Origin of the sequence: Pseudarthrobacter sp. CC4, from assembly GCF_048957775.1 — a bacterium.
In the GTDB taxonomy this organism is placed as follows: Bacteria; Actinomycetota; Actinomycetes; order Actinomycetales; family Micrococcaceae; genus Arthrobacter.
In genome coordinates, this window is record NZ_JARCCZ010000002.1 from 198,492 (window position 1) to 224,382 (window position 25,891).

At 65.2% G+C, this 25,891-nt stretch carries 22 protein-coding genes; 7 read left to right on the forward strand and 15 right to left on the reverse strand.

Features of this window, described 5'->3' with window-relative positions:
• Nucleotides 1-34 precede the first annotated feature (34 nt).
• The 7 genes from PV768_RS02140 to PV768_RS02170 all read right to left on the reverse strand — a co-directional run bounded on the left by PV768_RS02140 (nucleotide 35) and on the right by PV768_RS02170 (nucleotide 6,903).
• Nucleotides 35-958 carry a serine hydrolase gene (locus tag PV768_RS02140; RefSeq protein ID WP_421092149.1) on the reverse strand — a complete coding sequence of 308 codons (924 nt, stop codon included), beginning with the start codon at nucleotides 956-958 and terminating at the stop codon, nucleotides 35-37.
• 172 nt (nucleotides 959-1,130) lie between these two features.
• Nucleotides 1,131-1,481, reverse strand: coding sequence for a GNAT family N-acetyltransferase (locus PV768_RS02145; RefSeq protein WP_157238964.1), 351 nt, complete (start codon nucleotides 1,479-1,481; stop codon nucleotides 1,131-1,133).
• 81 nt (nucleotides 1,482-1,562) lie between these two features.
• Entirely contained in the window at nucleotides 1,563-1,793 is a 231-nt protein-coding gene (locus PV768_RS02150) for a hypothetical protein (protein ID WP_421092150.1), read from the reverse strand.
• Nucleotides 1,786-3,717, reverse strand: coding sequence for a glycogen debranching N-terminal domain-containing protein (locus PV768_RS02155; RefSeq protein WP_421092151.1), 1,932 nt, complete (start codon nucleotides 3,715-3,717; stop codon nucleotides 1,786-1,788). The genes PV768_RS02150 and PV768_RS02155 overlap by 8 nt, the downstream gene beginning before the upstream one ends.
• Nucleotides 3,714-5,060, reverse strand: coding sequence for an MGH1-like glycoside hydrolase domain-containing protein (locus PV768_RS02160; protein WP_421092152.1), 1,347 nt, complete (start codon nucleotides 5,058-5,060; stop codon nucleotides 3,714-3,716). The genes PV768_RS02155 and PV768_RS02160 overlap by 4 nt, the downstream gene beginning before the upstream one ends.
• A complete protein-coding gene (locus tag PV768_RS02165; protein ID WP_421092153.1) occupies nucleotides 5,057-5,854 on the reverse strand; it encodes a sugar phosphate isomerase/epimerase family protein in 798 nt (265 codons plus the stop codon). Before PV768_RS02165 ends, PV768_RS02160 begins: the two co-directional genes overlap by 4 nt.
• Nucleotides 5,851-6,903 carry a zinc-dependent alcohol dehydrogenase gene (locus PV768_RS02170; protein ID WP_421092154.1) on the reverse strand — a complete coding sequence of 351 codons (1,053 nt, stop codon included), beginning with the start codon at nucleotides 6,901-6,903 and terminating at the stop codon, nucleotides 5,851-5,853. The genes PV768_RS02165 and PV768_RS02170 overlap by 4 nt, the downstream gene beginning before the upstream one ends.
• Before the next feature lie 587 nt (nucleotides 6,904-7,490).
• Between PV768_RS02170 and PV768_RS02175 the strand changes: the two genes are divergently transcribed.
• Entirely contained in the window at nucleotides 7,491-7,736 is a 246-nt protein-coding gene (locus PV768_RS02175) for an MGH1-like glycoside hydrolase domain-containing protein (RefSeq protein WP_421092155.1), read from the forward strand.
• Here PV768_RS02175 and PV768_RS02180 read toward each other — a convergent pair.
• A complete protein-coding gene (locus tag PV768_RS02180) occupies nucleotides 7,709-8,743 on the reverse strand; it encodes a LacI family DNA-binding transcriptional regulator (protein ID WP_421092156.1) in 1,035 nt (344 codons plus the stop codon). The two genes, PV768_RS02175 and PV768_RS02180, sit on opposite strands and share 28 nt — an antisense overlap.
• An 89-nt stretch (nucleotides 8,744-8,832) precedes the next feature.
• Here PV768_RS02180 and PV768_RS02185 point away from each other — a divergent pair, with 89 nt between their 5' ends.
• Nucleotides 8,833-9,819: an ROK family protein gene (locus PV768_RS02185; protein WP_421092157.1), complete on the forward strand. Its 987-nt coding sequence runs from the start codon at nucleotides 8,833-8,835 to the stop codon at nucleotides 9,817-9,819.
• A gap of 71 nt (nucleotides 9,820-9,890) precedes the next feature.
• Here the strand turns inward: PV768_RS02185 and PV768_RS02190 are convergent, their stop codons facing one another.
• Nucleotides 9,891-11,672 carry a class I mannose-6-phosphate isomerase gene (locus PV768_RS02190; RefSeq protein ID WP_421092158.1) on the reverse strand — a complete coding sequence of 594 codons (1,782 nt, stop codon included), beginning with the start codon at nucleotides 11,670-11,672 and terminating at the stop codon, nucleotides 9,891-9,893.
• 87 nt (nucleotides 11,673-11,759) lie between these two features.
• On the opposite strand from PV768_RS02190, the gene PV768_RS02195 reads away from it, so the two are divergent.
• Nucleotides 11,760-12,350: an SGNH/GDSL hydrolase family protein gene (locus tag PV768_RS02195; protein ID WP_421092159.1), complete on the forward strand. Its 591-nt coding sequence runs from the start codon at nucleotides 11,760-11,762 to the stop codon at nucleotides 12,348-12,350.
• On the opposite strand, the gene PV768_RS02200 is transcribed toward PV768_RS02195, so the two are convergent.
• The 4 genes from PV768_RS02200 to PV768_RS02215 all read right to left on the reverse strand — a co-directional run bounded on the left by PV768_RS02200 (nucleotide 12,331) and on the right by PV768_RS02215 (nucleotide 16,887).
• Nucleotides 12,331-13,545 carry an MGH1-like glycoside hydrolase domain-containing protein gene (locus PV768_RS02200; RefSeq protein WP_421092160.1) on the reverse strand — a complete coding sequence of 405 codons (1,215 nt, stop codon included), beginning with the start codon at nucleotides 13,543-13,545 and terminating at the stop codon, nucleotides 12,331-12,333. The two genes, PV768_RS02195 and PV768_RS02200, sit on opposite strands and share 20 nt — an antisense overlap.
• Entirely contained in the window at nucleotides 13,545-14,474 is a 930-nt protein-coding gene (locus PV768_RS02205; RefSeq protein WP_421092161.1) for a carbohydrate ABC transporter permease, read from the reverse strand. The genes PV768_RS02200 and PV768_RS02205 overlap by 1 nt, the downstream gene beginning before the upstream one ends.
• Nucleotides 14,474-15,394: a carbohydrate ABC transporter permease gene (locus PV768_RS02210; RefSeq protein ID WP_421092162.1), complete on the reverse strand. Its 921-nt coding sequence runs from the start codon at nucleotides 15,392-15,394 to the stop codon at nucleotides 14,474-14,476. The genes PV768_RS02205 and PV768_RS02210 overlap by 1 nt, the downstream gene beginning before the upstream one ends.
• Nucleotides 15,395-15,468: 74 nt before the next feature.
• Entirely contained in the window at nucleotides 15,469-16,887 is a 1,419-nt protein-coding gene (locus tag PV768_RS02215) for an ABC transporter substrate-binding protein (protein ID WP_421092225.1), read from the reverse strand.
• Nucleotides 16,888-17,176: 289 nt separating this feature from the next.
• Between PV768_RS02215 and PV768_RS02220 the strand changes: the two genes are divergently transcribed.
• Nucleotides 17,177-18,325, forward strand: a complete 1,149-nt coding sequence (locus PV768_RS02220) for an ROK family protein (protein ID WP_421092163.1) — start codon at nucleotides 17,177-17,179, stop codon at nucleotides 18,323-18,325.
• Nucleotides 18,326-18,456: 131 nt separating this feature from the next.
• On the opposite strand, the gene fdhA is transcribed toward PV768_RS02220, so the two are convergent.
• Entirely contained in the window at nucleotides 18,457-19,674 is a 1,218-nt protein-coding gene (gene fdhA, locus PV768_RS02225; protein WP_421092164.1) for a formaldehyde dehydrogenase, glutathione-independent, read from the reverse strand.
• 321 nt (nucleotides 19,675-19,995) lie between these two features.
• Between fdhA and PV768_RS02230 the strand changes: the two genes are divergently transcribed.
• Nucleotides 19,996-20,325 (forward strand): DUF6457 domain-containing protein, encoded by a 330-nt coding sequence (locus PV768_RS02230; protein ID WP_421092165.1) that lies wholly within the window; start codon nucleotides 19,996-19,998, stop codon nucleotides 20,323-20,325.
• A gap of 21 nt (nucleotides 20,326-20,346) precedes the next feature.
• Here PV768_RS02230 and PV768_RS02235 read toward each other — a convergent pair whose 3' ends face one another.
• Entirely contained in the window at nucleotides 20,347-22,674 is a 2,328-nt protein-coding gene (locus PV768_RS02235; protein WP_421092166.1) for an FdhF/YdeP family oxidoreductase, read from the reverse strand.
• Between the two features lie 223 nt (nucleotides 22,675-22,897).
• Here PV768_RS02235 and PV768_RS02240 point away from each other — a divergent pair, with 223 nt between their 5' ends.
• A complete protein-coding gene (locus PV768_RS02240; RefSeq protein WP_421092167.1) occupies nucleotides 22,898-24,616 on the forward strand; it encodes a RecQ family ATP-dependent DNA helicase in 1,719 nt (572 codons plus the stop codon).
• Nucleotides 24,617-24,657: 41 nt separating this feature from the next.
• The gene (locus tag PV768_RS02245; protein WP_421092168.1) at nucleotides 24,658-25,857 is read left to right on the forward strand and encodes a TerC family protein; all 1,200 of its coding nucleotides are present in this window, start codon (nucleotides 24,658-24,660) and stop codon (nucleotides 25,855-25,857) included.
• The last annotated feature ends 34 nt before the right edge of the window (nucleotides 25,858-25,891 follow it).

Below are 25,891 nucleotides of genomic sequence, written 5' to 3' on the forward strand. Positions count from 1 at the left end.
GGCGCACACGGTGCCGGCGGCGCGAGTTGATGGACTATCCGCCCTGGTTCCCGGCCTGCACCGGGGGGAACAAAGCTTCCTCAACCAGTCCGGTCAGTTCGCGGATGGTGTCGGCCTGTCCGGCAGCTTCCCCTCCTTCCGCATTCTCGGTGTAGATCACCAGCGCAAAGGATGAGCCGCGGTAATCCAGGACCGCGGCATCGTGCAGGTGCCGGTCGAACTCCCCGTACTTGTGGAACACCTCGATTCCGGCCTGGGAGCCGGCGGGGATCAGGTCCTCGTTGTTCGTGTCCTGCATATAGCCGAGCAGTTCCGCCGTATTTTCCGCGTTCAGCAGGTCCCCGGCGTAAAGCTGTTTGAGGACACTGGCCATCGCGGCAGGAGTCAGGAGGTTTTCCTCGGGATCGTAAGTAACCCCGATCGAGGCGGCGTAGGCGATCAGCTCCGGGTAGCCCACGGCATTCATCAGGAGCAGCCAGGAATCGTTGTTGCTTTGGTTCACCATCGCTTCAAGCTGGAACGCCGCGTCGTAGTCCCCCAGGGGGTCTTCGAGGCGCGCCTCGCCCTTTTCCACCAAGCGGTAGTAGGCCGCTGCCGTGATGATCTTTGCCGTGCTCGCCGCGTTGAAGGCCTCCTGATCCCCGAAGGTCAGGGCTGCACCACCGGAAACGTCCGCCAGGGCCACCCCGATCCGGTAGCTGGCCTTTTCCGTCAGGAGTGAGTCGATGCGGTCCTGCAGGGAATCCGGGGCGGCGGCAACAGGCTCCGCGGGCGCGGCCGCCGGGACCGATCCCTCCAACCCGTCAAGCGGCACCGAACGCTGGACGGCCAGGACAAAGGTGGCGGCAATCACGAGCGCCACGGCACAAAACAACACCGCAAGCCTTCGCCTTCCCGCCCCGCGGCGGCTCGGGCGGGAGTCCGGCCCGGACGAAAACTTCTTCTGGTCCACCGACATAGGGGCTCCTGTCTCCTTCAACAACCCGGTCTGCATCACGCGGCCCCAGCGCACGCGATGCGATGTTGATTAGACCATTGAAGGTTGGGAGCGGCCTGATAAGCCGCAGGCGCGCCATGTCCCGCACCCCTTTGTGGACATCGCACCCGCGTCCGCGCGGGTGCGGTGTCCGTCAGCGGGTGCGGGCAGCCAATGCGGCGTCCAGGAACTCCAGGTGCGCGGGAGCAACACGCACTGTGTGATCCGCGTAGTCAGGATGCTTGGCGAGGAATTTCTTGATGTAGGGGCACACCGGGACGATGCCCATTCCGGCGCTGACCGTGGCACCCAGCGCGGCGGTGGCGAGCTGGCCCGCCAGTCCCTGGCCGCCGTACTCCTCGTTGATCACCGTGTGATAGAAAATCCGCTGCGGCGCGGCGCCGCCGTCGTAATCCTTGTATGCGGCTTTGCCGATCACGTTGCCGGCGTCGAGGATTTCGAAGCGCCCGCGGCCGGGGTTGTGGCGGACTGTGATGTCGCTCAAGGGGAATCTCCTTCGGTGCAAATTCGCCGCGGCTTGTGCAGTCGCGGCCTGTGCAAAGGATAAACCCCGCAGGGCGCTGGACTATTTCTGCTCGCGGACCAGGCCGTGGGGGATGGAAGGGTGGGCGCGCACGACGTAGCAGCCCTCACCGACGTTCGTAATCATGATGCCGGTCCCGTAGAGGTCCGCCGCCTCGCGAACCACCCGGACCGCGGCGGCCAGCGCCTTGTCGATGTCGGCACCGTCCCGCGCCTGCACTTCCACCATGCCCGGACACCGCGGTTCAGTCCGGAGCTCCTGGGGGCTAGCCACGGCTGGCCGCCTGTGGATCGGCTGCGGCAGCCCCGTCCAGGGCCAGGCGGTCGGCCGCCAATCCAGCAGCGGCAGCCCACGCCTGCGGGGACCCCGCATGGTGGTACTTGACCGGCACGGGAAAGTCAGTGCGGGAGAAGCCTCCGAACAGCTCCGGGAGAGTGTTCCCGAAGTGGCCTGCCGCGTCCCGAAGGCCCCGCGCGATGGCGGCAGCTTCATCCCTGAGTCCGTAGGCCGCCATACCCTCCGCCGCCAGCATTGTGTCATGCGGCCAGACGGAGCCGTTGTGGTAGGACATCGGGTGGTAGTAGTACTGTCCCTCGGCCAGGGTCCGGAGTCCCCAGCCAGTGAAGAAGTCCTCCTGGAGAAGCCGCGTGGCTACCGACCGCGCATCATCAGTGTCCAAAATTCCTGCCCACAGCAGGTGGCCGGCGTTGGAGGACAAGGCGTCAACCTGCCGGCCCTCCCCGTCCACCGCGAGCGCGGGAAAGTCCTGCGCCGGCATCCAGAAGGCTTTGCGGAAACGGGTTTTCAACGCGTCCGCCAATTCGCGAAGGCTCGCGGCCCACTCCGGATCGCCCCAATAATCGTTTGCAAGGCGCGCACACTCGCGCAGGCCCCGCCATGCGTACCCCTGGACTTCGGCCAGGGCGATGGCCCCCGCGGGCTCGCGTCCGTCCGCTCCGGCTACGGCATCGAAGGAGTCCTTCCAGCCCTGGTGCAGCAGCCCGTTGGGATCGGGCGTATAGCGGAGGAATCCGGTCTCCCTTAGGCCGCCGTCCCCCAGCATCCATTCCACGGCAGCCCGTGCGGGCTGTTCCAGCTCCCTCAACAGGACGGGATCCTCCACCCGGCCGAGCGCCATGAGGAACAGCGGAGTGGAATCCACCGTGCCGTAGTAGCGGCCGTAGGGAACAGCTCCCAGCTGGGCCAGTTCGCTGACCCGGACCTCATGCACCATCTTTCCGGGCTGCTCCACTCGCAGCGGATCATGCACGGTGCCCTGGGTTGCGGCCATGGCCCGCAGGACATCGCCGAGCATGTCCGGGCGCTCCTGCATGGTCAGCATCGAGGTGAGCAGGGAATCGCGGCCGAACAGCGTGAGGAACCACGGCAGTCCCGCGGCTGGAATGGTCAGGTCCGGTTTCACCGGGCAGGGCATCAGCAGGGAGTCGAGGTCCATCAGGCTTTGGCGCCGGAGCGCGCCGCCATCCTCTTTGGAATGTACGACGGCGGCCGGCGGCTTTGTGTGCACGGCCTCGGCAGTGGAGAGTGCAGTGATGCGCAGGTGCTGCGTCTCCCCTTCGGCAAGCGTCAGGTCCCAGGACAGTACGGCGCCCACGAAGCGCCCGGCCACCGGCTCGCGGCGGACGATAGGCGGGATGCTGGCGCTTACCCTTACGCCGGCATTGAAGGTGCGGTCCCTGACCGTGTGGGTGTAATCAAAGGCGAGGGAGCCGTCCCCGGGCATGGTGAGGCTGCTGGCCGCAGCATGAAGGTCGAACGTCCTTCCGTCGGTCCGGACGGTGAACTGGTCTGCGAAATCGGTACCTGCCCGCAACACCAGCCGCACGTTGGTGGTTTCCCTGCCGAGGTTCCGCATGGACAGCGTTTCGGTCAGGCCGTCCGCTTCCAGCTCCTGGGTGCGGAAGACGAACAGGTCGTGGGTCTGGTTCCGTCGGGCTGCCGGGCTAAGAGCTATCTCACGGCGCCCCGGTTCGCGGACATTGCCCACGTCCCAAAACGTGGAGTCGTTGATTTCCAGGATCCACTGCGAAAGCAGGCGTGTGTCCGCAACGTACAGTCCTTCAGTTCCCACGGCCGGCGCGTCCGCCCGGCCCACGCTTCCGTCGGAAGCTCCCCGCACCATGGCTCCATGGGCTACGAGGACAGAAACTGCAGAAGGGGGTGTGGCAGCGGTCATGGGGTGCTCCGGTGGTAGGTCGTCTCGAGTGCAAAGGCGGCAGTCCAACTGAAGCTCCGGGTCCCGTGTGCCGCACCGGTCCAGGGGTCAACGTATTCAGGAAAATCGTGTTCGACGGCCAGCCTGCCGATATTGCCGCGGAGGACAGCCGCCTGCTCGGCGTGGCCGAGGCGCTCCAGCGCCTCGGATACCATCCAGGACATGTTGAACCAGGCTGGGCCGCGCCAGTAGAGGGCGGGATTGTGGTCCTCGGCCGTGGCATCGTAGCTGGGCACCATGAGGGCCCGGCCGTCCATGAAGCGCGGACCGTTAAGCGTCTCCAGCAACTCTCCGGCGTGAAGCTGTTCCGGCAGCAGCAAAGGGATCAGGCCGTTGATGGTCGCCTTCCGGACCAGGGTTCCATCGGTCACGTCGCGGGCGGAATAGCAGCCCAGTTCCGGGACATACAGCGACTCCAGGGCCGCGGTGATCTGCTCTGCCCGCGCCACGTGCGCCTCACCTGGCAGTTCCAGTTCCGCTGCTATGTCGGCGAGGGCCAGTTCGGAAACCGCCAGCAGGGTATTGAAGAGCGGATCCTCCATCAGGAACGGGTAGTCCGGATCGGTGTCGTCGCAGTTGTGGTCACGGTAGCGCTCCGCCATCCAGAAGTACTTGCCGTACTCCTTCTGGCTTGGCCGCTCGCCGGCGTCGGCGTGCTGCAGGTCGGGCCGGTTCAGGACGGTTTTGCAGTCGGCCGGGACCCGTTTCATGACGGTGTCCCAAAGCGGCGAATTGTCGGTGCCGGACTCCCATGGGTGGACGATGCAGGCGAGCCCGGACCCGCTGCGGTCGCGGCGGCTCAAGAGGTATTCATGCCAGTGCACCAGCTTGGGATAGTTCCGTTCCAGGAAGGAGCGGCGACGCGACTCTGCGGGATCGGCTTGGTGGATCTTCCAGACCGCCCACGCGTGATTGGGCGGCTGCACCAGGCCGGCGGTCTCGACGTGTTGCGGCGCCCCGGGAATCCTGCCGGACTGCCAGAACGATGCTCCGGGAGCGTAGTCCTGGTCCCGGTGCGGATCGAAGATGATCTGCGGCAGCCGGCCGTCCTCCCATTGCCCTGCAAAAAGTGCATCCAACTCCTGGCCGGCGCGGCGCGGCGAGATCCTGCTCAGTCCCATGGCAATAAAGGCCGAATCCCAGCTCCACTGGTGCGGGTAGAGGCCCGCTGCCGGGACGGTGTGGGTCTTGCGCCAGTTGGCCTCCAGCACGGCGGTGGACCGTGCGGCAATGTCCGCGGCACTGGGCGCAGGCGCGGCACTCATGGAAGTTCCGCCGTCGGCCGCAGCTGTTCCCGCGCTCACAGGTAGCGCCCCAGCAGGGACGGCACCCGGGGAAGGACGTCCTCCGCCTGCCCGGACAAACGGGATTCCAAGGCCACCGTGCCCTGGTAGCCGATGGATTTCAGTGTCGCTCCGAACAGGGCCCAGTCGATGTTCCCGGCACCCGGTTCCAGGCGGTTGGAGTCGCTGGCCTGGATGTGGCCGATGTAGCCGGCGGCGGCCTGGAGGGCGGCGGCCGGATCGCTTTCCTCGATGTTCATGTGATAGGTGTCAGGGGCCAGCTTCACCGCGTCAAGGCCCACCAGCTTCAGCAGCCGCACGCCGTCCGCGAGCGAGTTGACCATGTGGTCCTCGTACCGGTTGAGCGGTTCCAGGTAGATCTCCACCCCAGCGGAAGCAGCGTGCTCGCCAAGTTCCGTGAAGGCCTCCACCAGCACCGCAGTGTCCTCTTCATCGGAGCGCGGCGGGATGAACGGGGGAAGCCGCTTGGAGAACATGCCGTAGGAGGCTGGTGTCATAACGCCGCGGCCGCCGATTTCCGCCATGACGCTCAGCTGCGACTTGAGCTGCACGACGGCGTCCTTCCGGAGCTCGTCGTCGAAGGCCCCCACAAAGTGGGACATCTCTACACATGCCGTGGGCATCACCACGCCGGCGTTGCGGGCGCGCCGCAGCTCAGGCAGCCTTTCCTGGAACCGCAGCTCCCCTGCTGACCGCAGCTCAATGCCGCCGAAGCCCCAGGCCAAGGCGTGGTGGAACTTTTCTTCGAGGCTGCTGCCCGGCAGATGCTGCTCTTGGACGGTGATCAGGGTCATGAGAACTCCAATACAACCTGGAGCGCGGACGAGGGGTCCGTGTCCAGCAGTTCGTAGGCCTTGGCGGAATCCGCCAGGGGAAATGTGTGGGTGACCAGGGACGGGGCGTCCACCAGTCCGGCGGCGACATGGTCCACCACCGTGTGCTGCAGCCGGGGCACGGTCCAGCGCGACCGGAGACGGTTGGGCACGGACCCGATCTGTGACGCCAGGAGCTGGACCCGGTTGTGATGGAACTCTTCGCCAAAACGTACGCCGGCCGCCTCGCCCTGGTAGAAACCTGCGGCAATAACGGTTCCATCCGCCCCCACGGCACGGGTGGCCTCATGCAGTGCCCGGTAATTGCCGCTGAGCTCTATAGCCACGTCCACCCCGGCGCCCAGGGTGATCCGGCGGATGTCCGAGGCCAACTGGGGGGACGGGCTGAGGGCATGGGCGGCACCCCATTCCGTCGCCTTTCCCCGCCGGGCTTCGATACCATCGACTGCAATCACCGTGGCGCCGTTCAGCACGGCGAAGCGGGTAGCGAGCAGGCCGATAACGCCCTGGCCGAAGATCGCCACAGTGGAACCCGGCCCGAGGTCCGCAGCGAGCACGGCGTTGAGCGCGATGGCTCCGACGCGCACGAAGGCCCCGCCTAGCGGGTCCATGCCCGAGGGCAGTACGTGGCCGCGCAGGGACTCCGCAGCCAGGACGCCTTCATCGCGGTGGCCCCAAATTCCCCAGACGATGTCCCCCAACTCCACAGGAGGACCACCCTCGGGCGAGCCAGTCGGTTCCGCGATTTCCACCACTTCGCCCACTTCCGAATATCCCCAGCCGTCAAGCGGATAACCGAGGGCCTCCTTGCCTGGCTGGAAGAGCCTGGAGGTGGGATCCCAAACGGAAGTCAGGTACGGGTTGGTGCCCCGGTAAGCCGTGAGCTCCGTACCGGCCGAGATGCCTGAGTAGATGGTCTTGACGCGGACCTGCCCGGGCTCCAGCGAGGGGGAAGGCTGATCAATGATGGCGACACTGCGGGGAGCGGCGATGCGAAGGAAACGGGACACTTTCGTAGCGGTCCTTAAGTGGGAAGGTGGCTGCAGCATGTGACGCAATCGACATTAGCATAATCGTTAGCCAACTTGTGTATAAAACTTATACAGAATTTGCAGTATGTTCGTCACATGACCTTGCCCCTGGGATCGGTGCCGCTGATAACGTTACCGAGCCCTAGGGAAGCCAGCGCCCGCCCGGGGGCGTCAGCTGCTGCGGCCACCCGCACACTGATCCTCTTCAGGCCATCACATGATTCAAAGGAGCATCCAGCCATGACCGCCAATGAGTCCGGAACAGTCACCCAACTGACGGCCAGGGTCCGCGGCCTTCTCGAGCAGCATTGGGATGACAGCCGCGGATTCTGCGTCCCGAACCCGTCCACGTATCCGCATCTCTGGTTCTGGGACTCCTGCTTCCATGCGATCGTCAACATGATGGAACTTGCCTCGCTGCTCCAGGACGACGGACTGGCCGAACGTGCCCGCATCATCTGTTCCGCAATGGATGAGCATCTGTGGGATGAAGAAGAACACTTCTGGGCCGACCTGGCAGTGGTGGGCGGGGGCCTTCGGTCCGGATCCATATCAGCGACGGTGTCATGGGCGCACTGGTCACGCATGACGCCGACAAGACGGAAGCGGCCCTTGCCGAGCTTGAGGACCCTGCCCGGTTCGGCGGACCCTTCGGACCGGCCAACGTGGTCCACACCCACCCGTCCTACGATCCCGGCACCTATTGGCGCGGACCTGCGTGGCCCTTGCCCTTGTCCAGGACCAGCCCGGCCGCTGAACGCCAGGGCCGGTCAGCTCGCAGGTATCAGTTGCCGTCGGTCCAGAACCGGTGAATCTCGACGCCGACCTGGACCTCGCGCGGGCCGCCTAGCTGGGATCCGGCAAGTCGATCGAAAAGCAGCCGGGCGGCCTGCTTGCCGAGTTCCTTCGGGTCGTGGGACATCATGATCAGCGGAACCTGGAGCAGATCGGCAAGTTCGACGTCGTCGAAGCATGCCATTGCGGGCACGGGTCGGGAGGAACCACCGTTCCGGTATTCGCAAATCGCCCGCAGAGCTCCGACCGTGGTGCGGTTGTTCGTGGAAAAGAACGCCGTCGGCGAATTGGAGACGCCCAGCAGGCGCCTCACTTCGCCTTCTGCCTCCCGGGCGCTCCGGCAGGGTGCTAGCAGCCTTTTGTCTTCGCCGATGCCGGCGCCGGCGAGGGCGGAACGGAAACCTTCATAACGGCGCCGCGTAGTGGAGATACCGGCGGGATCGCCCAGGAAGGCGATCCGTCGGTGACCATCGTCGAGCAGGCCCTGCGTACCTGCGCGCGCTCCCCCGACGTCATCAACGAGCACGGTATCGGCATCGAGCCCGTCGATGGTCCGGGACGCAAGGACCAGTGGAATGCCGGACAGCTTCCTGGCGTCCGGAAGTTCGAGCCCGTTGCCCGCGGGCACCAGGATGAGGCCCTCGATCTGCCGCCCGGCGAAGTCGGCTATAAGTTCCCGCTCCCGGTTCGGGTCCTCGCCGGTGTTGCCGACCAAGATCTGCCGGCCGTAGCCGCCGGCGATCTCCTCTACACCGAGGGCGACCTGGCTGTAGTACGGGTTTCCGATGTTCGTCACCGCGATACCCACCAGCCCGGTGGGCCGGCCCAGCCGCGTGTTTCGGGCACTGTTGTTCCTTCGGTAGCCCAGGGCCTCCACGGCCGCCTGGACACGCTCCTGAACCTCGGGCCGCACGTTGACGCCCCCGGACATAGTTCGCGAGACCGTCATCGGGCTCACACCGGCCAGGGCGGCGACGTCCCTTACAGTCGGGGCGGAAGAACGAGGGGAGCTTTGCATTGTCATTCCCGGATATGTGTTTGCGGGAATACGGCTATGACCGCACCGCGAATATTCTGTATCAACCGTACCAATCCAGTGAGGATCCATTACCCATGAGTGCCCCCTCGCCCTTTCCCGCCGGCACAGTCTTTCCCGTCTTGGAAGTCGGCGGGACACACGTCACCGCAGCTCTGGTCGCTGGAGACGGACCGGACGGCGGAGGCAGCTGGAATGTCCTCCGCTCCACCGTGATGCGCGCCGCGCTGGACGCCCACGGGACGGCGGAGTCCATCCTCGCCACGCTTGCGGAAGCCGCCGCAAGCCTTGGGAGCGGGCATAACAACAATTGGGGTGTCGCAGTGCCGGGACCGTTCGACTACGACGCCGGAATTGCCCGCTACCGGGATGTCGGAAAATTTGACCAGCTTCGCGACCACAACCTCGGCACATTGTTGGCCGGGCGCATGGACCCGGCACCCCACACCCTTGCTTTCCTGAACGATGCTGACGCTTTCGCAATCGGAGAATACGCAATTGGAACAGCAGGAAACCATGAGCGCGCCGTCTGCATCACTCTCGGCACGGGAATCGGCTCGAGCTTCCTGGATCGGGGCGTGCCCGTCAAGACCGGCCCCTCCGTACCCGCGGACGGCTCGGCCTACCTGATGGAACATAATGGGCTCGCGCTGGAAGAAACCGTGTCCAGGCGCGCCATCCGCTCCGCCTACGCTGCTGCCGCCGGGATCTTCGGCGCTGCAGGTCCGGACGGGATTCCGGACGTCCGGGATATCGCCGAAGCGGCGCGCCAAGGCGACGTAGCTGCCGCACAGGTTCTTCATGGCGCCTTTTCCGCCCTAGGCCAGGCTCTGGCCCCTTATCTTGGCTCGTTCAAGGCCGAAACACTCATTGTTGGCGGCTCGATGGCGAAGTCATGGGACTTGGTTGAACCTGCCATTCGCGATGGAATCGCGAATGCAACGCCGGCACTCGCCGCGCTCCCGGTGGTGCAGGCTGAACGTGCGGAGGATGCGGGCCTTATCGGCACTGCCTGCTGGGCTGCCCGCAGCAGCCTCCGGGCCTGGCCAGCCACAAGGAATTAACGCCAAGGGTGGCGTGCAGGCCCCGGCCTGCACGCCACCCTTGGCCCTGCGCCGGGAACACCCCGCCTGGCCTACCCCGCCGTCAGTGCGGGGAGCTCCGTCTCCGTACCCCGCACCGAAGCCTTCACGGTGCCCAGTTTCTGCCCCGCTCCTGCGCCATGCGGACTGATCGTGTAGCGGCCCACGGCGGCGGGGATAATAAACGTTTCGGCGTAGCTGACCACATACGGGGGGAAATTGCCGTCAGGACTTTCCACCACCGCCTGCGCACCCTCCACGAGGTTCAGCACGTTCACGGTTCCGTTCGTGTTGTGCTCCACGGTGTCCTTGAACCAGTGGCGCCGGACCTCGATGAATTCCAGCTCGTGCAGCCCGGTCCGCTCCTCGGTCCAGCCGGGTCCGGAGCCCAAATGCTCCACCTGGTCCAAGAGCTGGTCGCGCGCCCATTCGGTGTCGCGGTCCCACTGGATGTTCCGGCTGGCGTGCTCCACGTGGATGGGCCGCGGGCGTCCGTCCAGTCCCACCCGGTCCCAGTCCCACATCTTGAACGTGAAGATGTACGGCGTGGCGGAGATCTCCAGCACCATGGAGTTGGCACCGGAACAGTGGACCGTCCCCGCCGGAATGGAGAAGTGGTCATGCTTCTTGGCCGGGAAGGCGTTGACGTAATCTTCCGCGGGGAAGGAGGTGCCGCCGTCGGACGCGTCCCGCAAGGCCTTCAACATGGCATCCGGATCCGTGCCGGACTTCAGCCCCAGGTACACCACGGCGTCATCATCGCAGTCCAGGATGTAGTAGCTCTCATCCTGGGTGTAGTGCATGCCGAAACGGTCCTGGATGTAGTCGGTCAGGGGGTGGACCTGCAGGGAAAGGTTGCCGCCGCCCATGGTGTCCAGGAAGTCGAAGCGGATGGGGAACTCGGCGCCGAACCGGGCGTACGTCTGCTGCCCGAGGAGCGCCTTGGGCTGGGTGAAGACAACGTCCACGGAAGGCAGCTCAACAATCTCCCCCGCGACGTCGAGCAGGATGCTGTTTTCCTCCGGGACGCAGTCGAAGCACCACGCGTAGTTGTCCGCCTCCGCGTCCAGGCCGATGACCTTCTTCATCCACTGCCCGCCCCAAACCCCGGGGTCGAAGAACGGCACCACGCGGAACGGCGCGGCGGCAGCGGCCGCCATCCCCCGGTGGAACGTGTCCCCGGTGATCAGCTTGGCCTCGCCGACGCTGCGGTTGGTGTCGAGCACGTAGTCGACGGCGGCAAAGAGCTGCCGCTTGTGCCGGTCCGCAACGCGCCACTCAACGAAGAAGCTCCGCTTGTACTTTCGCAAGTTGTCCTCGTTGGTGTTGTGGCAGCGCCAGTTCGGGGCCCCGGCACGCTGGCGCTGCTGCAACTCCCACCGGGCCATGTCCGCCAGAACGAGGGTCCGCTCCCCCACCGGGACCAGGGCAGCGCCCCAGCCGGCCAGGACCACTGGAACGTCCGACGCCGCCACCTGGCGCCCGAGGTCCGCCAGCTTTTGGGCGTCGTAGAAGTCCGCGAGCGTGTGATGGCTCATGACGCCGAAGACGCGGTCATCCGTGAGGTTCGAGGCAATCAGGGCATCAATCTCGCTGACGGGCCGGGCCGCGAGTTCCTCGACGTTAAGGACCTGGTGGTCCGGCAATGATTCAGCGATAAAAGCCAGGATCCTCTCGAGGTCGGCTCCCGGATAGGTGTCGACGACGATGACGGGTGCGGCTCCGTTCCGTTCGGCCGCGTGCCGGGCCACTTCGCGCCACGCCTCTTTGCCGGCCCATACAGACGGAGCTCCCGGAACGGTGATGCTGGGAAATTTGTCATAGCTGCTAGGCATGGGGGAGTTCATGGTCTTCCGATCGAAGGGATTCTTGATAACGTTACCATCACGGTCATTGTTCGCAACAGTAAGGTGGAAAGAGACGTGGGAAGAGTTTCCGGAGGGCAACGACTGCTGGCCTATGGCCACTCTTGGGTGGACGGTGACGGGGCTACGTCCCGCTCGGCGTGCCTTGCCGCCAGGGTGGCTCGCGAGCTGGGCCTGGAACTGGACAACCGGGGAGTGGGCGGCAGCAGCAGCACCGGGACGGCAGCGCTCGTCCGGCAGGATCCTCCCCGGCCAGCCCGCCTCTACCTCGTGATGACCGGGCTGAACGACCTTCGCCTCGGCGGGGACTCGGCATCGGTCCTTGCAGACTACGAAGCCTCGCTGCGGACCGTCTTCGACGCCTTCCGGCTGGCAGCCGCCGACGCGTTGGTGGTGGCCTTCGCCCAACCTCACCTGTTGGACTTCAGCCTCTACGCGCCGCACAACCTGGGCTCGAACGGTTTGGTGGACACCTACAACGGGGTGTTGCGGCAGGTTGCTGCCGACTACCCCCGGGTGGTGGTGGCCGAGGCGACGGACTGGGACGCACGCACCATGCTCGATCCGGACACAGTCCATGCGAATGACGCGGGCCACGAATGTCTGGCCCGCGCCGCAATCCGCGCCGCTACCGCCGCATGGCAATGACGAGGCCCGCCCACGTCTGGGGCACTGCGCCGAGGCCCCGCCCGTTTTCAGGGTTCCAGTATTCGGCCCAGCCGCTGGTGACGGCACCCCTGGCCGTGAGCCCGGCGAGCCATTCCGCTTCCGCTTCCATTTCCTGGATGGCGAACGCCTGCTGGAAAAGGTAGTTCAGCGGCGGCCAGGCCGGTCCGCGCCAGTAGGTGTCCGGATCGTAGGCGGGGTGTTCGCGCGCCACGTTGGCTGGCCCGAAAGCGGCGCCGAACCTTGCCGGGTCCGCCAGCTGCTTCAGGGCCGCCCGGGCCTTTGCGGGGTCCGCGGTGACCAGGGCGCCCATCACGCCGTCGCTGATGGGAATATGGACTGACGGTCCGCCGCCCACCACGGCGAGGTCGGACCAGAGCTGCTCCTCCGCGTTCCACAGGTGCTCATCCATGGCGGCCGCCAGCTCCGTGGCGCGCTCCCCGAGCGCCGCATCACCGGTGACGGCTGCGAGCTCGCGGAAGTTGAACGCCGTGTAGGCATTGAACGCGGCCGGGCAGGACACAAAGCTGGTGGACCAGTTGGCCGCGCCGTCGTCGGAGAAGGACATTTCCTTCATCCGCTCCTTGTTCCAGGCCGTCCGGGCGGGGCGGCTGTAGCCCTCCTTGGTCCGTCCGGGGGCGCCCCAGTCGTCCCAGCGTGGGGAGTGGTCGTTGCCGGCCTCCCAGGGGTGGACCACGTAGATGAGGCCCTCCGGAGTGCGCCGGTTCTCCCACAGCCAGTCCAGCCCGGCCTTTGCCTTGGCGAGGGTTTCCTGTGACAGCGGAATACCGGCGTCGGACAGCACGCGGATGGCGTGTCCGAACATGGGCGGCTGCGTCAGCGAGGAGGTCTTGGCCAGCGGTCCCAGCCAGGTGTCCGGACCTTCACCGCCGTAGCGCATGTGCGGGACCATGCCGTTGTCCAACTGGCCGGCCAGGACACCGTCGAGTTCCTGAACGGCACGGGGGTCGCCGAGTTTGGCCCAGATGATGGCATGGAAGCAGGAGTCCCACAGCCAAAGGTGCGGATACGTGCCCGGATTGGGAACGGAGTAGCCGTGATCCTGGCGCCAGTGCTCCTCCATCAGCCGGCTGACGCTGGCGGTGACGGCGGCAACCACCAGTGTGCCGCCGTCGTCCGTGGCAGCGATGCGGGCGCCGCCCGGGCCGCTTGCCATCAGCCTTTCTCCGCACCGGCAGTGAGGCCTTCGGTGAGCAGCCGCTCAGCGGCGAAGAAGATGATGATGATGGGCAGCGTCAGGATCACCGAACCCGCCATCAGCACGGTGGTGGGGACTTCGATGCTGCCGGCCAGCTGGGACAGGCCCAGGGAGACGGTCCAGCTCGGCCGCGTATTCACCAGGAACAGCAGGGCAAACAGGAACTCGTTCCACGCGATCATGAAGACGAAGAGGCCGTTGGAAATGATGGCAGGCATGGCCAGCGGCAGGCTGATCCGGCGGAGCACGCCGAGCCTGCTGCAGCCGTCGAGCGCCGCGGCTTCTTCGAGGCTCGTGGGGATGGTGTCGAAGTAGTTGCGCAGCATGTAGATGGTTACTGGAATAACCTGGGCCACATAGACGACAAGCAGTGCCACCAGCTGTCCCCGTAGGCCGAGCCTTGTGAAGAATGTGAACAGCGGGATGGCGAGCAGGATGCTGGGAAAAAGATAAACGGCCAGGAACAGCGCGCTGACCTGGCGGCGGCCGAAGAAGTTCAGCCTGCTGATGGCGTAGGAGCCCGGAATGGCAACAAGCAGCGAGATCAGCACCGTTCCCAGTGCCACCATGGCGCTGTTGCCCATGAACTTCAGGAATCCCTGGCCACCGGCTTCCTGCGGGGTGAGGATGTTCCGGTAGGAGCTCCAATCCAGCTCAGCGAAGGGAATAACCAGGGAGCCGGGATCGCGGAGCAGAGAATCCAGCGGCCGGATCGAGAGGATGAACATGTAGTAGAAGGGGAACAGGGTCACAAGCACCAGGCCGATGATCACCACCCACCGGAGGACGCCGAAGATCCGGGTCTCTACCACGTCACGCGTCCAGCGGGAACCCTCCGGGCGCCGGGACGGGGAGACCGGGCGTCTCGTTTCGACGGGAACAGCCATCAGGAGACTTCCTCTTTCTTGGCAAAGAATCGAATGTAGATGCCGACGAACAGGCCGAGGATGAGTGCCAGGACCAGCGCCTGGGCGGAAGCGGCACCGATGTCGCCGCGGGCGGTCAGGAAATTGAACACTGTCACGGCCACCACTTCAGTGCCGCCGCCTCCACCTGTAAGCAGGTAGATGTCGTCGAAGCTGTTGAACGTCCAGATGAAGCGCAGGACGGACAACATGGCGATGGTGGGGAGCAGCTGCGGCAGGATGATGTGGAAGAAGCGCTGGATGGGGGTGGCACCGTCAACCCGGGCCGCTTCCTCCAGGCTGTCCGGAATGGCGTTGATCCGTGCAGTGAGGAACAGGAAAGCGAACGGGAACGACCGCCACATTTCGAACAAGATGACGGCGATCAGCGCAGTGGGGATTTCGAAGTTCAAACCCAGGAACGACACTTCCCTGGCACGTTCACTAAGGAAAGGAATTGACTCCTCCCAGCCGAACAGCTTCTTCCCCCAGAAGTTGATGAGGCCGAACTGCGGGTCCAGCATGGTAGTCCAGGTGAACGTCACAGCCACGATCGGCGAGACGTAGGGAATCAGCATGGAGGCACGAATCAGGGTTCGGCCCTTAAAGGGCTTCCGGAGTGCCAGAGCAGCGATCAGCCCCAGGATGATCGCACCAGCGGTTCCGAAGATGGAATATGCCAACGTGGTCCCGAGGGAAGTGAAGAAGCTGCTCGAGAACACGTTGTCGAAGTTGGCCAGGGTGTAGGGGCCGAAGATCCCCGCGGTCCGGATGTTCAGGATCCGAATCCGCTGGAAGGCCAGCACCAGGGTCCACAAGATCGGCAGGACCACCATGACCAGGACCAGGACCAGGGTGGGGGAAAGCAGGGTCAGGCCAGCGCGCTGCTCTTCCCGGGCCATAGGTGAAAGCTTGCGGCGCCCCCGCGGACCGGCGGTAGCAACCGCCGGTCCGGCAGGAACGTTTTTGACGGAACTCACTTCAGCGAGCCCTGGATGGAGCGCAGGGATTCAGCAGCCTGCTTGGCTGCAGTTTGCGGGTCCACGCCGCCTGAGGTTACATCGCTGACAGCCTTCGCGACGGGCAGTTCACCCAAGGCCGCGCCCACCAGATCACCCTGTCCCTGGGTGATGCCCCAGCGCTTGAGGTCGTCCGGGCCCTTTTCGAGGGTTGAGAGGACGTCCTTGGAGTAGAAGTTGCCCAGCGGTTCCTTCCGGTCGACGCCGGCAGGCATGGTCTTCCACTTGTCCGCGTACTCCGTGGGTTTGTCCTTGGTGCCTGCCCGCACGGGGAGCCGGCCTTCGGGAGCGATGGACAGCCAATCAACGTAGCCCTCAGTCATGAAGTACTCAACGAACTTGCGGGCCGACTCCGAGGCGGAGTCCTTGGTGACAGTCCAGGAGACAACTTCACCGAACTGTGCCGGCTGGTCACCATCAGGGCCCTGGATGCCGGTAACGACTCCGGTGTTCTTAGCCAGGAATGCGGGGTCCGCCGCGCATTCAGGGCACGTGGGCTTCGCGTTATCGCGGAGGCCCGCCATCTCGTCCAGGAGGAAGGTGGACCAGATGGACATAGCTGCCTGGCCGGAGAAGTAGGACGCCCTGACCGTGTCTACATCCTGGGCACCAGGAACGGAGTAGTCCTTCAGCAGGTCGCGGTAGAACTCGAGGGCGCCCACGCATTCAGGGCTGTCGAAGGTGATGTCACCCTTTTCGTTGACCATCTCGCAGCCGTTGCCTTGGGCAATGTGCTCGAATGTCTGCTGCGTGAAAGCCTCACCGGGCTTGTTGGCCGCCGCGATACCAGCGAGTTGCGGGGTGTCCAGCTTCTGGGCCGCCGCTTTGATGTCATCGTAGGTCTTCGGCGGTGCTATGCCAGCCTTGTCGAAGAGATCCTTGCGGTAGTACAGCAACTGCTGCCAGGAGGAGTCAGGTACGGAAAGCTGCTGGTCGCCGTCGCGCGTCAGTTCCAATGCACGCTTTGTGAAGGTGCTTTCGTCCAGGCTTTCAATGATTGCCTTGTTGCTGTCCGCATCAACCAGGTCGTTGGCAGCGAGCGTCCTGACCTGGGCCAAGGAGATGGAGCCGATCACGTCGGGAAGGTCCCCGGCGGCGGCCGAGGAGGTGAGGACCTGGTTGAACTGGTCCTCGGGAACGCCCACCAGATCTACTTTGACGCCGGTTTTTGCCGTGAACTTCTCGATGATGGCTTCGGTCTTTGCCACCCGGTCCGGCAGCGTGTCGGCGGTCCACACAGTGATGGCTTGTGCGTCGCCGGTGCTGCCCGTGGGGCCGGTATTTGAACCGCCGTCTTGGGTACACCCTGCCAGCATTGCCACAGTCAAGGATGCTGCGGTAAGCACGGCCATCTGGGACCGGCCTCTGGTTCTCATCACTTTGATGCTCCTGTCTACGGCGGCACCGGTTCGGTGCCGCGGTTTGGCGCGCTTAGCTCCTGCTTCCCGAACCCGGACCACGTCGGCCGGATCAGCAGTACAGTCGCCGCAAATTTCCGGCAGTGAGCGCAGTCACAGCCAGCACTTGTGCCTAAAGGCTATCCAAATGTTGTCTAGCTGTCTAGCATTAGCTGCAGAATCATGTGACATGAAGAGCTGCGTCATTGTGCCCGATACGGCCCAAACCCTAAGCTTGCCGAAGTGATCGTTGATGTAGGAGCCGAATATGCACGTGGGACCAGGCGATGTCCTCCAACTGATCCGTTCCGGCCAGGCCCGGACACGCGGGGACATCCAGGAAAAGACCGGCATATCCCGCATGACGGTGGCCCAGCGCGTGGATGCCCTGCTCCGCGCCGACCTGATCCGCGAAGCCGGCAGCGTCAGGCCTTCGGGCGGGCGTCGGCCGACGGGCTTGGTTTTTAACCTTCAGAATTCGTGCATTCTGTCCGCTTCAGTCGAGACAACGTCCAGCAGGGTTGCCCTTACCGATTTGGGCGGGGAGATCCTCGCCGACGAGCACCTTACAATCGCCGTAGAGGATGGTCCAAAGAAGGTTCTGCACGCCATTACCCATGCGGGGCTGGAGCTACTCAAGCGCTCCAAGACACCCATGTCCAAGGTGTCCGGCGTGGGGATCTCCGTCCCGGGGCCGGTGGACCCCCTGACCATGCGTCCAAGCCAGCCGCCCATAATGCCGGGCTGGGACGCGTACCCCATCGTCGAGCTCATTCAGGAGGCCTTTCCCGTACCCGTTCTGGTAGAGAATGACGCCGACGCCATGGCTGTGGGCGAGTACAGCGCCGGCTTCACCGGGACCAGTTCGCTCTGCTTGGTCAAGGTGTCCACGGGCATCGGCACCGGGCTCGTTATCAACGGCCAGATCTACCAGGGAGTTGATGGCGGTGCCGGAGACATCGGGCATGTCCGCCACCATGCTTTCGCCGATTTGCAGTGCCAATGCGGTTCCTTCGGCTGCCTCGCGGCCGGTGCAAGCGGCGGAGCCGTCGCCCGCAAACTTACCGAACTGGGGATCCCATGTTCCTCGGGTCGCGACGTGCATGAGCAACTCGTCGCCGGCAACCTGGACAGCATGCGGCTTACACACGAGGCGGGGCGGCGGATCGGCGAGGTGATGGCCACAGTGGTGTGCCTGCTAAATCCTGCTGTCCTGCTCATCGCGGGAGACCTGGCGTCCTCATCCCTGATCGGCGGCATCAGGGAGACGCTTTATCCCATGTCACTCCCCCGGGCCACCCGCCACCTGGATGTTCGGCTGGCAGCATTGGGGCAGGACGCGGGCATCCGCGGGATGTCATCGCTTTTGGTCAACCAAGTTTTCTCAGCCGCCGCAGTCAACGCCCGGCTGGCCTGAGTTACCAATCCGGCACGCTGAAAGCGATGAAACGTGCTTTTGGGCACAAACTCTGAAGAGGGGGAAAGTGCAGCGACGGCGGTGCCGGGTGCGTCATCGGTCCACCCGGGCAGCCGCCGTCACCCAATCGCTTAACTCAGGTAGCCGTTCGGGTTGAGGACGTACTTGGTTGCTGCACCGGCGTCGAACTCCGCGTAGCCCTGCGGCGCCTCCTCAAGCGTGATCGCCTTGGCGTTCACGTTCTTGGCGATGTTCACCTTGTCGTTCAGGATGGCCATCATCAGCTGCCGGTTGTACTTCATCACCGGACACTGGCCCGTGGTGAAGCTCAGCGACTTGGCCCACCCGGTACCCAGGCTCAGGCTGAGCGAACCCCGCTTGGCTGCCTCATCAATGCCGCCCGGATCACCCGTCACGTACAGCCCCGGGATGCCCAGCGCACCGCCGGCAGCGGTGATGTCCATCAGCGAGTTCAGCACGGTGGCCGGCGCTTCTTCGGCATCCTTGCCGTGTCCGTGGCCCCTCGCCTCGAAGCCCACCGCGTCCACGCCGCAGTCCACTTCGGGCACCCCGAGGATCTGCTCGATCTGCTCCGCCGGGCCTCCCTTGGTGAGGTCCACCGTTTCGCAGCCGAAGCTGCGCGCCCGCGCCAGCCTGTCCTCGTTCAGGTCGCCAACGATCACGACGGCGGCGCCCAGCAGGTGCGCGCTGGTGGCCGCTGCCAGGCCCACGGGACCGGCCCCCGCAATGTACACCGTGGAACCAACCCCCACACCGGCGCTCACGGCACCGTGGAATCCCGTGGGGAAGATATCCGAAAGCATGGCGAGGTCCATGATTTTCTCCATGGCCCGGTCCTTGTCCGGGAACTTCAGCAGGTTCCAGTCGGCGTACGGCACCAGCACGTAGTTGGCCTGGCCGCCCACCCAGCCGCCCATGTCCACGTATCCGTAGGCGCTGCCCGGGCGGTCCGGGTTCACGTTCAGGCAAATGCCCGTCTTGCGCTCCTTACAGTTCCGGCACCGGCCGCAGGCAATGTTGAATGGCACCGAGCAGAGGTCCCCGACCTTGATGAATTCGACGTCACGGCCCACCTCCACCACTTCGCCCGTGATCTCATGCCCCAGCACCAGGTCCGGCGGTGCCGTGGTGCGGCCGCGCACCATGTGCTGGTCCGAACCACAGATATTGGTGGCCACGGTTTTGAGGATCACGCCATGGTTGACGGCGCGCCCGACGTTTGCCGGGTTGACGCCCGGCCCGTCCTTGAGTTCGAACGTTGGGTAGTCGATATCAATCAGTTCGACTTTTCCCGGCCCCTTGTAGGCAACGGCTTTGTTCCCTGTCATCTTTTTCTCCTGTTATCCCACGGATGGCCCGGTGGGGCGGCCGTGATTCATGAGTGGTGATGCGCACCCCGCCGGACAGGCACAGTCCAGCATCTGCTGGCAGCTCGTGAATCAGTTGCCGGAGAGCATCCTCGAGGTGGGGTGCGCCCAGTCTAAGCACGGGCGGCCGTCATATCTAGAGGTAGTAAGCCCGGCTGTCTACCCGTTTATGAATTGGGGGTTGCGCCGGCTGGAGCCAATGACTTCCGCGGCGAAGCCTTGTAGTCTCGGCACGGAGGACGATTCAACGATCGCAACCGACCGAAAAACCAAGGAGCGGACATGCCAGCCAACGAGCACGAAATGCAGATCCTGGACCAATGGAGCAACCGGCTGGCCCAGGCGCTGCAGATCCTGGACCTGGAAGTGGACCACGAACTGCTCCTGGACCTGGCCCGGAAATCGGCCGGGTCTGTCACCCACGCCGCAGCCCCGGTGACCACCTTCATGGTGGGCTACGCGGCGGGCCTGCAGGCCGGGACCGGCAGCGCAGGCAACCGCGGGAACGCGGCTGCCGCGGTGGCCAAAGCCGCGGACACGGCCTTCCAGCTGTGCGAGGACGGGCACGACGGCGGGCCCGCCCGCAAAGGCTGGGCGGACACCGCGCAGTAGTCGCGCCGCTTTTTCCGCGGCTTATCCCGCGGCCGTTGGCTCCTCACGGAAGGCGGCAACGGGCTCAAGACGGACGATCACGGCTTTGGAGACGGGCGTCTGGCTGCCCTCCGCGACGCTCTCCAGCGGCACCAGCACGTTGGCTTCCGGATAGTAGGCGGCAGCACACCCGCGGGCGGACGGGTAGGACACCAGCCGGTAGTTGCGGAGGACCCGCTCTGCGTTGTCCCCGTACACGCCGCGCACGTCCACGTGCTGCCCGTCTTCAAGCCCCAGTTCGGCAAGGTCCGCCGGGTTCACGAACACCACTTCGCGGCCCTTCTTGATGCCGCGGTAGCGGTCGTTGTGGCCGTAGATGGTGGTGTTGAACTGGTCGTGCGAGCGCATGCTCTGCAGGATCAGGGTGCCCGCCGGCCGCTCCACATGCTCGAGCTCGTTGACGGTCAGCATGGCCTTGCCGGTGGGGGTGTTGAACGTTCGGGAGTCGCGGGGACCGTTCGGCAGGACGAAGCCGCCGTCCTGCCTGACCTTCCGGTTGTAGTCCTCGCAGCCCACCACCACGTGGGAGATGTGCTCGCGGATCAGGTCGTAGTTCTTTTGGAAGCCCGCCCAGTCCGCCGCGATCCGGTCCCCCAGCACCCGCTGCGCCATCCGGCAGACGATGGCCACCTCCGAGAGCAGGCCGGGCGCCACGGGTTCAACCGTGCCGTGGGAGGCGTGGACGGCGCAGACGGTGTCCTCCACGGACACGAACTGCGGGCCGGACTCCTGCCGGTCAATCTCGGTCCGCCCGAGCGTGGGCAGGATCAAGGCCTCGGCGCCCGTGACCGCGTGGGAGCGGTTGAGCTTGGTGGAAACGTGGACGGACAGTTCGGTGCCTTCCATCGCCGCCTCGGCAGCCCGGGTGTCGGACATGGCGCCCACGAAGTTGCCGCCCATGGCGATGAAGACCTTGATCCCGCCGTCGCGCATCTGCCGGATGGTCTCCACCGCATCCGCGCCATGCGACCGCGGCGGTTCGAAGCTGAATTCCTTCCCCAAGGCGTCCAGGAATGCCGGCGGCATCTGTTCCCAGATCCCCATGGTCCGGTCGCCCTGGACGTTGCTGTGCCCCCGGATCGGGGAGGCGCCGGCGCCGGGCTTGCCGATGTTGCCGCGCAGCAGCAGCAGGTTGATGATTTCCTTGATGGTGGCCACGCCCTTCTTCTGCTGCGTGATGCCCATCGCCCAGGTGATGATCACCTTCTCCGCGGCCAGGTACCGGGCCGCGAGCTCGTCGATTTCCTCAGTCCGCAGGCCCGTGGCCTCAAGGACGGCGGCCTCGTCCAGTTCAGCAAGGTGCGCCCGGAGTTCCTCGAGGCCGTCGCAGTGCTCCTCCAGGAACTGGTGGTCAAGCACCGTCCCCGGATGAGCGGCCTCGGCATCGAGGACGCGTTTGGAAACGGCCTGCAGCAGCGCCATGTCGCCGCCGATCCGCACCTGCAGGAACTGGTCCGCCAGGTCGGTGCCGCGGCCGATGATCCCCTTCACCGTCTGCGGGTTCTTGTAGCGCATCAGCCCGGCCTCGGGCAGCGGGTTGACCGCCACGATCCGGGCACCGGCCTCCTTCGCTTCTTCGAGGGCGGTGAGCATCCGGGGGTGGTTGGTGCCCGGGTTCTGGCCCATGATGATGATCAGCTCGGCCTTGGCGAAGTCGTCATAGGAAACCGTGGCTTTGCCGATGCCGATGGTCTGGCCCATGGCCCAGCCCGAGGACTCGTGGCACATGTTGGAGCAGTCCGGCAGGTTGTTGGTGCCGTATCCGCGGATGAACAGCTGGTACAGGAAGGCTGCCTCGTTCGAGGTCCGGCCGCTGGTGTAGAAGGCTGCCTGGTCGGGGCTGGGCAGCGAATTCAGCTTGTCCGCAATGATCCCGAACGCTTCGTCCCAGCCCACGGGCCGGTAGTGGTCTTCGCCTGCAGGCTTGTAGACAGGCTCCGTCAGGCGCCCCTGCATGCCCAGCCAGTACTCGGACCGCTCCCGCAGCTCGCTGACCGGATGCTCCGCCCAGAATTCGGACCCGATCACCACCGGGGTGGCCTCCCAGGTCACTGCCTTGGCGCCGTTTTCGCAGAATTCGAACGTTTTGCGGTGGCCCGGGTCCGGCCAGGCGCAGCTCATGCAGTCGAACCCGTCCTTCTGGTTCAGCGCCAGCAGGGTCTTCCGCGACCGGTCCAGGCCCATGTGCTTGAGCGCCGGCTGCATGGAATGGTAGACGCCGGGCACGCCGGCAGCCCACGTTTTCGGGTGGCCGCTGACTTCAATCTCAGACTCGTCAGCCTCATCGACTTCGGGGTTTTTGCGCGTCACTGCTGGTTCTCCTCGCATTAAGCCGGTACCTGCCACCCTCCGGATGTTCGGGGGTCCGGGCTCTTTCCACACTTGTTCAGGGGAACCGGGAAGTCAAGGAAAACGGCTTCTTGTCCGGGACCACCCTCCGCGAAGGACGGACGACGGCGCTTCCCGGCCGCGATAGGCTGGTCACCTCGGCTGAAGCAAGCGGCCGCGGGAACCACTCTGCGGAGCGCCTTTCATGTCCGACGATCTTGCCCTGTCCGCCCTCGCGGCGTCCTCCTTTTCCCTGCCCCACCTGCGGGACGGCCAGCTGGCCGGCATGGCCGCGCTGGCCGGCGGCCGTGACGTCCTTGCGGTGATGCCCACCGGCTACGGAAAATCTGCGATCTACCAGGTCGCTGCCCTGTTCCTCCACGACAAGACCCGGCGGCCCGCCGTCGTGGTCTCCCCTCTCATCGCCCTGCAGGAGGACCAGCTCGACGGACTGGCCGCGGACCTGGGGGCGGGCGCCGCCGTCGCCGTCAATTCGTCCCGCAGCGATTCGGAGGTGGAGGCCGCGTGGCAGGCGGTGGAAACCGGCAAGGCCGCGTTCCTGTTCCTCGCCCCGGAGCAGCTGGCCAAGCAAAAGACGGTGGACCGCATCGCCGCCCTGGACATCACGCTGTTCGTCGTGGACGAGGCCCACTGCGTCTCCTCCTGGGGCCACGATTTCCGCCCCGACTACCTCAGCCTGGGCAGCGTCCGTGAACGGCTGGGCAATCCCCCCGTTGCGGCCCTCACCGCCACTGCCTCGCCCCCGGTCCGGGACGAGATCGTGGAGCGGCTGCGCATGAAGGACCCGCTGGTCCTGGTGCACGGCTTCGACCGGCCCAACATCAGCCTGGACGTCGTCCGGCACCATGAGGACAAGGGCAAGCGCCAGTCCGTGATGCAACAGGTGGCGGCGATGGCACGGGACGGGCAGGGCCTCCTCTACGCCGCCACCCGCAAAGACACCGAAAAGTACGCAGCCAAGCTGGGGAAGGAGGGGCTGCGCGCGGAGGCGTACCACGCCGGCCGCTCCGCCGCGGACCGCGAGCGCATCCACGAACAGTTCCTGGACGACCAACTGGACGTCGTGGTGGCCACCACAGCGTTCGGCATGGGAATCGACAAACCCAATGTGCGCTTCGTGGTCCACGCGGACATTCCCGAGTCGCTGGATTCCTACTACCAGGAGATAGGCCGGGCCGGGCGTGACGGTGAGCCCGCTGCGGCCGTGCTGCACTACCGCTCAGAGGATCTGGGCCTGCGGAAGTTCTTCGCAACCCACTCCGCCGATCCCGGGGCGCTCCTGGCCCTGCTGAAGGTCCTCAAGTCAGCGGGCGCGCCTGCCCCCAGGTCTTCCCTTGCCGAACTCACGGGTTTGCCGGCCCGCCGCATCACCTCGCTGGTGAACCAGCTGGAGGAAACCGGCGCTGTCACGTCCGGCAGGCGCGGCGTCCGGCTCGCCTCCACGGCGAAGCTGCCCGCCCTGGTGGGCGGCGTCGTCGAACTCGCCGAAGCCCGGCAGCGCGTGGACCAGTCCCGGCTCACCATGATGCGCGGCTACGCCGAGACGGACAGCTGCCGGCGGCAGTTCCTGCTGGCCTACTTTGGCGAGGACCTGCCGGAGCCGTGCGGCAACTGCGACGCGTGCGCCGATGCTGCCGCGAAGAAGCCGGCCCTTCATTCAGCGGACGACGGCGGCAGTGCTTCGGGCGATCAGGCGGAGGAGCGGTTCCCGCTCCAGTCCGCCGTGGTCCATAAGGAGTGGGGTCCGGGGCTGGTGATGCGGCACGAGGATGACGTGATGACCGTCCTGTTTGAACAGGAGGGCTACAAAACCCTCTCGCGGACCGCCGTGATGGAACAGGAGGGCTACAAAACCCTCTCGCGGACCGCCGTGATGGAACACGAACTCCTGAAGCCCGCGTAGGTAGGTAGGCTGGGAAGAGACCCCAACGAAAGGCCCGCCGCGTGGAAGTACCTTCTTATGTCTGGACCCTGACCGTCATTGGGATCGTAGGCCTGCTGGCCTTCGACTTCTTCTTCCACGTCCGCAAGGCACACACTCCCTCGCTCAAGGAATCTGCCTTCTGGTCAGCCCTCTACGTGGGCATCGCGCTGCTTTTCGGGCTCGGCGTGCTGCTGTTCGGCGGACCCACCATGGGCACCGAATACTTTGCCGGGTACATCACGGAGAAGGCGCTGTCCGTGGACAACCTCTTCGTGTTCCTCATCATCATGGCCAGCTTCCGGGTGCCCCGCGCGGACCAGCAGAAGGTGCTGCTGTTCGGCATCGTCTTTTCCCTGATCGCCCGCACGGCATTCATTTTCCTCGGCGCGGCACTGATCAACAGCTTCGCCTGGGTGTTCTACATCTTCGGGCTGATCCTGCTCATCACCGCCGGGAACCTCCTCAAGCCGGACAGCCACGACGACGACTCCGAAGGCCTGGTGGTCCGGCTCGCCAAGAAGCTCCTGCCGGCGTCGGAACACTACGACGGCGACAAGCTCTTCACCGTGCAGGACGGCAAGCGCGTCCTCACCCCGATGCTCCTGGTGATGGTGGCGATCGGCGGCACGGACATCCTGTTTGCGCTGGACTCCATCCCGGCAATTTTCGGCCTGACGCAGAACGTGTTCATCGTGTTCACGGCCACGGCGTTCTCCCTGATGGGCCTGCGGCAGCTGTTCTTCCTGATCGACGGACTGCTGGACCGCCTGATCTTCCTTTCCTACGGCCTGGCCGTCATCCTGGGGTTCATCGGCGTGAAGCTCATCCTGCACGCCCTGCACGAGAACACCCTGCCGTTCATCAACGACGGCGAGCACGTGAACGTGGTGGAGGTCAGCACGGGCGTGTCCCTGAGCGTGATCCTGGGCGTCCTGGTGGTCACCGTCCTGGCATCCATTTTCAGCCCCAAGGGCAAGGCCAAGAACGCCGTTTCCGGTGCCAGGCGGCATGCCGTTGAATACCTGGACCTCAACTACGAGACGGACATGAACGAGCGGGACAAGATCTTCGCCGCAATGTGCCGCGAAGAGGACCAGATCCGCAAGCTCCCGGAGAAGTACAAGCGCCTCATCCGGAACGAAACCGAGTTCATGGACCTGCTGCGCTCCGCCCATGCCGAGCATGACAAAGCCCAGGTGCGGGCGGCCGCGGAGGGCTGACCGCCCACCCAACTAGGTAGCGCCAAGTGTCGTT

Bases quoted from the DNA above. Each gene is read 5' to 3' on its own strand.
- PV768_RS02230 (WP_421092165.1), top strand. From the start codon at position 19,996: ATGCCAGCCAACGAGCACGAAATGCAGATCCTGGACCAATGGAGCAAC.
- PV768_RS02220 (WP_421092163.1), top strand. From the start codon at position 17,177: ATGCACGTGGGACCAGGCGATGTCCTCCAACTGATCCGTTCCGGCCAG.
- PV768_RS02200 (WP_421092160.1), bottom strand. From the start codon at position 13,545: ATGGCAAGCGGCCCGGGCGGCGCCCGCATCGCTGCCACGGACGACGGC.
- PV768_RS02180 (WP_421092156.1), bottom strand. From the start codon at position 8,743: ATGACAATGCAAAGCTCCCCTCGTTCTTCCGCCCCGACTGTAAGGGAC.
- PV768_RS02240 (WP_421092167.1), top strand. From the start codon at position 22,898: ATGTCCGACGATCTTGCCCTGTCCGCCCTCGCGGCGTCCTCCTTTTCC.
- PV768_RS02205 (WP_421092161.1), bottom strand. From the start codon at position 14,474: ATGGCTGTTCCCGTCGAAACGAGACGCCCGGTCTCCCCGTCCCGGCGC.
- PV768_RS02140 (WP_421092149.1), bottom strand. From the start codon at position 958: ATGTCGGTGGACCAGAAGAAGTTTTCGTCCGGGCCGGACTCCCGCCCG.
- PV768_RS02215 (WP_421092225.1), bottom strand. From the start codon at position 16,887: ATGAGAACCAGAGGCCGGTCCCAGATGGCCGTGCTTACCGCAGCATCC.
- PV768_RS02190 (WP_421092158.1), bottom strand. From the start codon at position 11,672: ATGCCTAGCAGCTATGACAAATTTCCCAGCATCACCGTTCCGGGAGCT.
- PV768_RS02185 (WP_421092157.1), top strand. From the start codon at position 8,833: ATGAGTGCCCCCTCGCCCTTTCCCGCCGGCACAGTCTTTCCCGTCTTG.
- PV768_RS02210 (WP_421092162.1), bottom strand. From the start codon at position 15,394: ATGGCCCGGGAAGAGCAGCGCGCTGGCCTGACCCTGCTTTCCCCCACC.
- PV768_RS02165 (WP_421092153.1), bottom strand. From the start codon at position 5,854: ATGACCCTGATCACCGTCCAAGAGCAGCATCTGCCGGGCAGCAGCCTC.
- PV768_RS02155 (WP_421092151.1), bottom strand. From the start codon at position 3,717: ATGACCGCTGCCACACCCCCTTCTGCAGTTTCTGTCCTCGTAGCCCAT.
- PV768_RS02175 (WP_421092155.1), top strand. From the start codon at position 7,491: ATGGGCGCACTGGTCACGCATGACGCCGACAAGACGGAAGCGGCCCTT.
- fdhA (WP_421092164.1), bottom strand. From the start codon at position 19,674: ATGACAGGGAACAAAGCCGTTGCCTACAAGGGGCCGGGAAAAGTCGAA.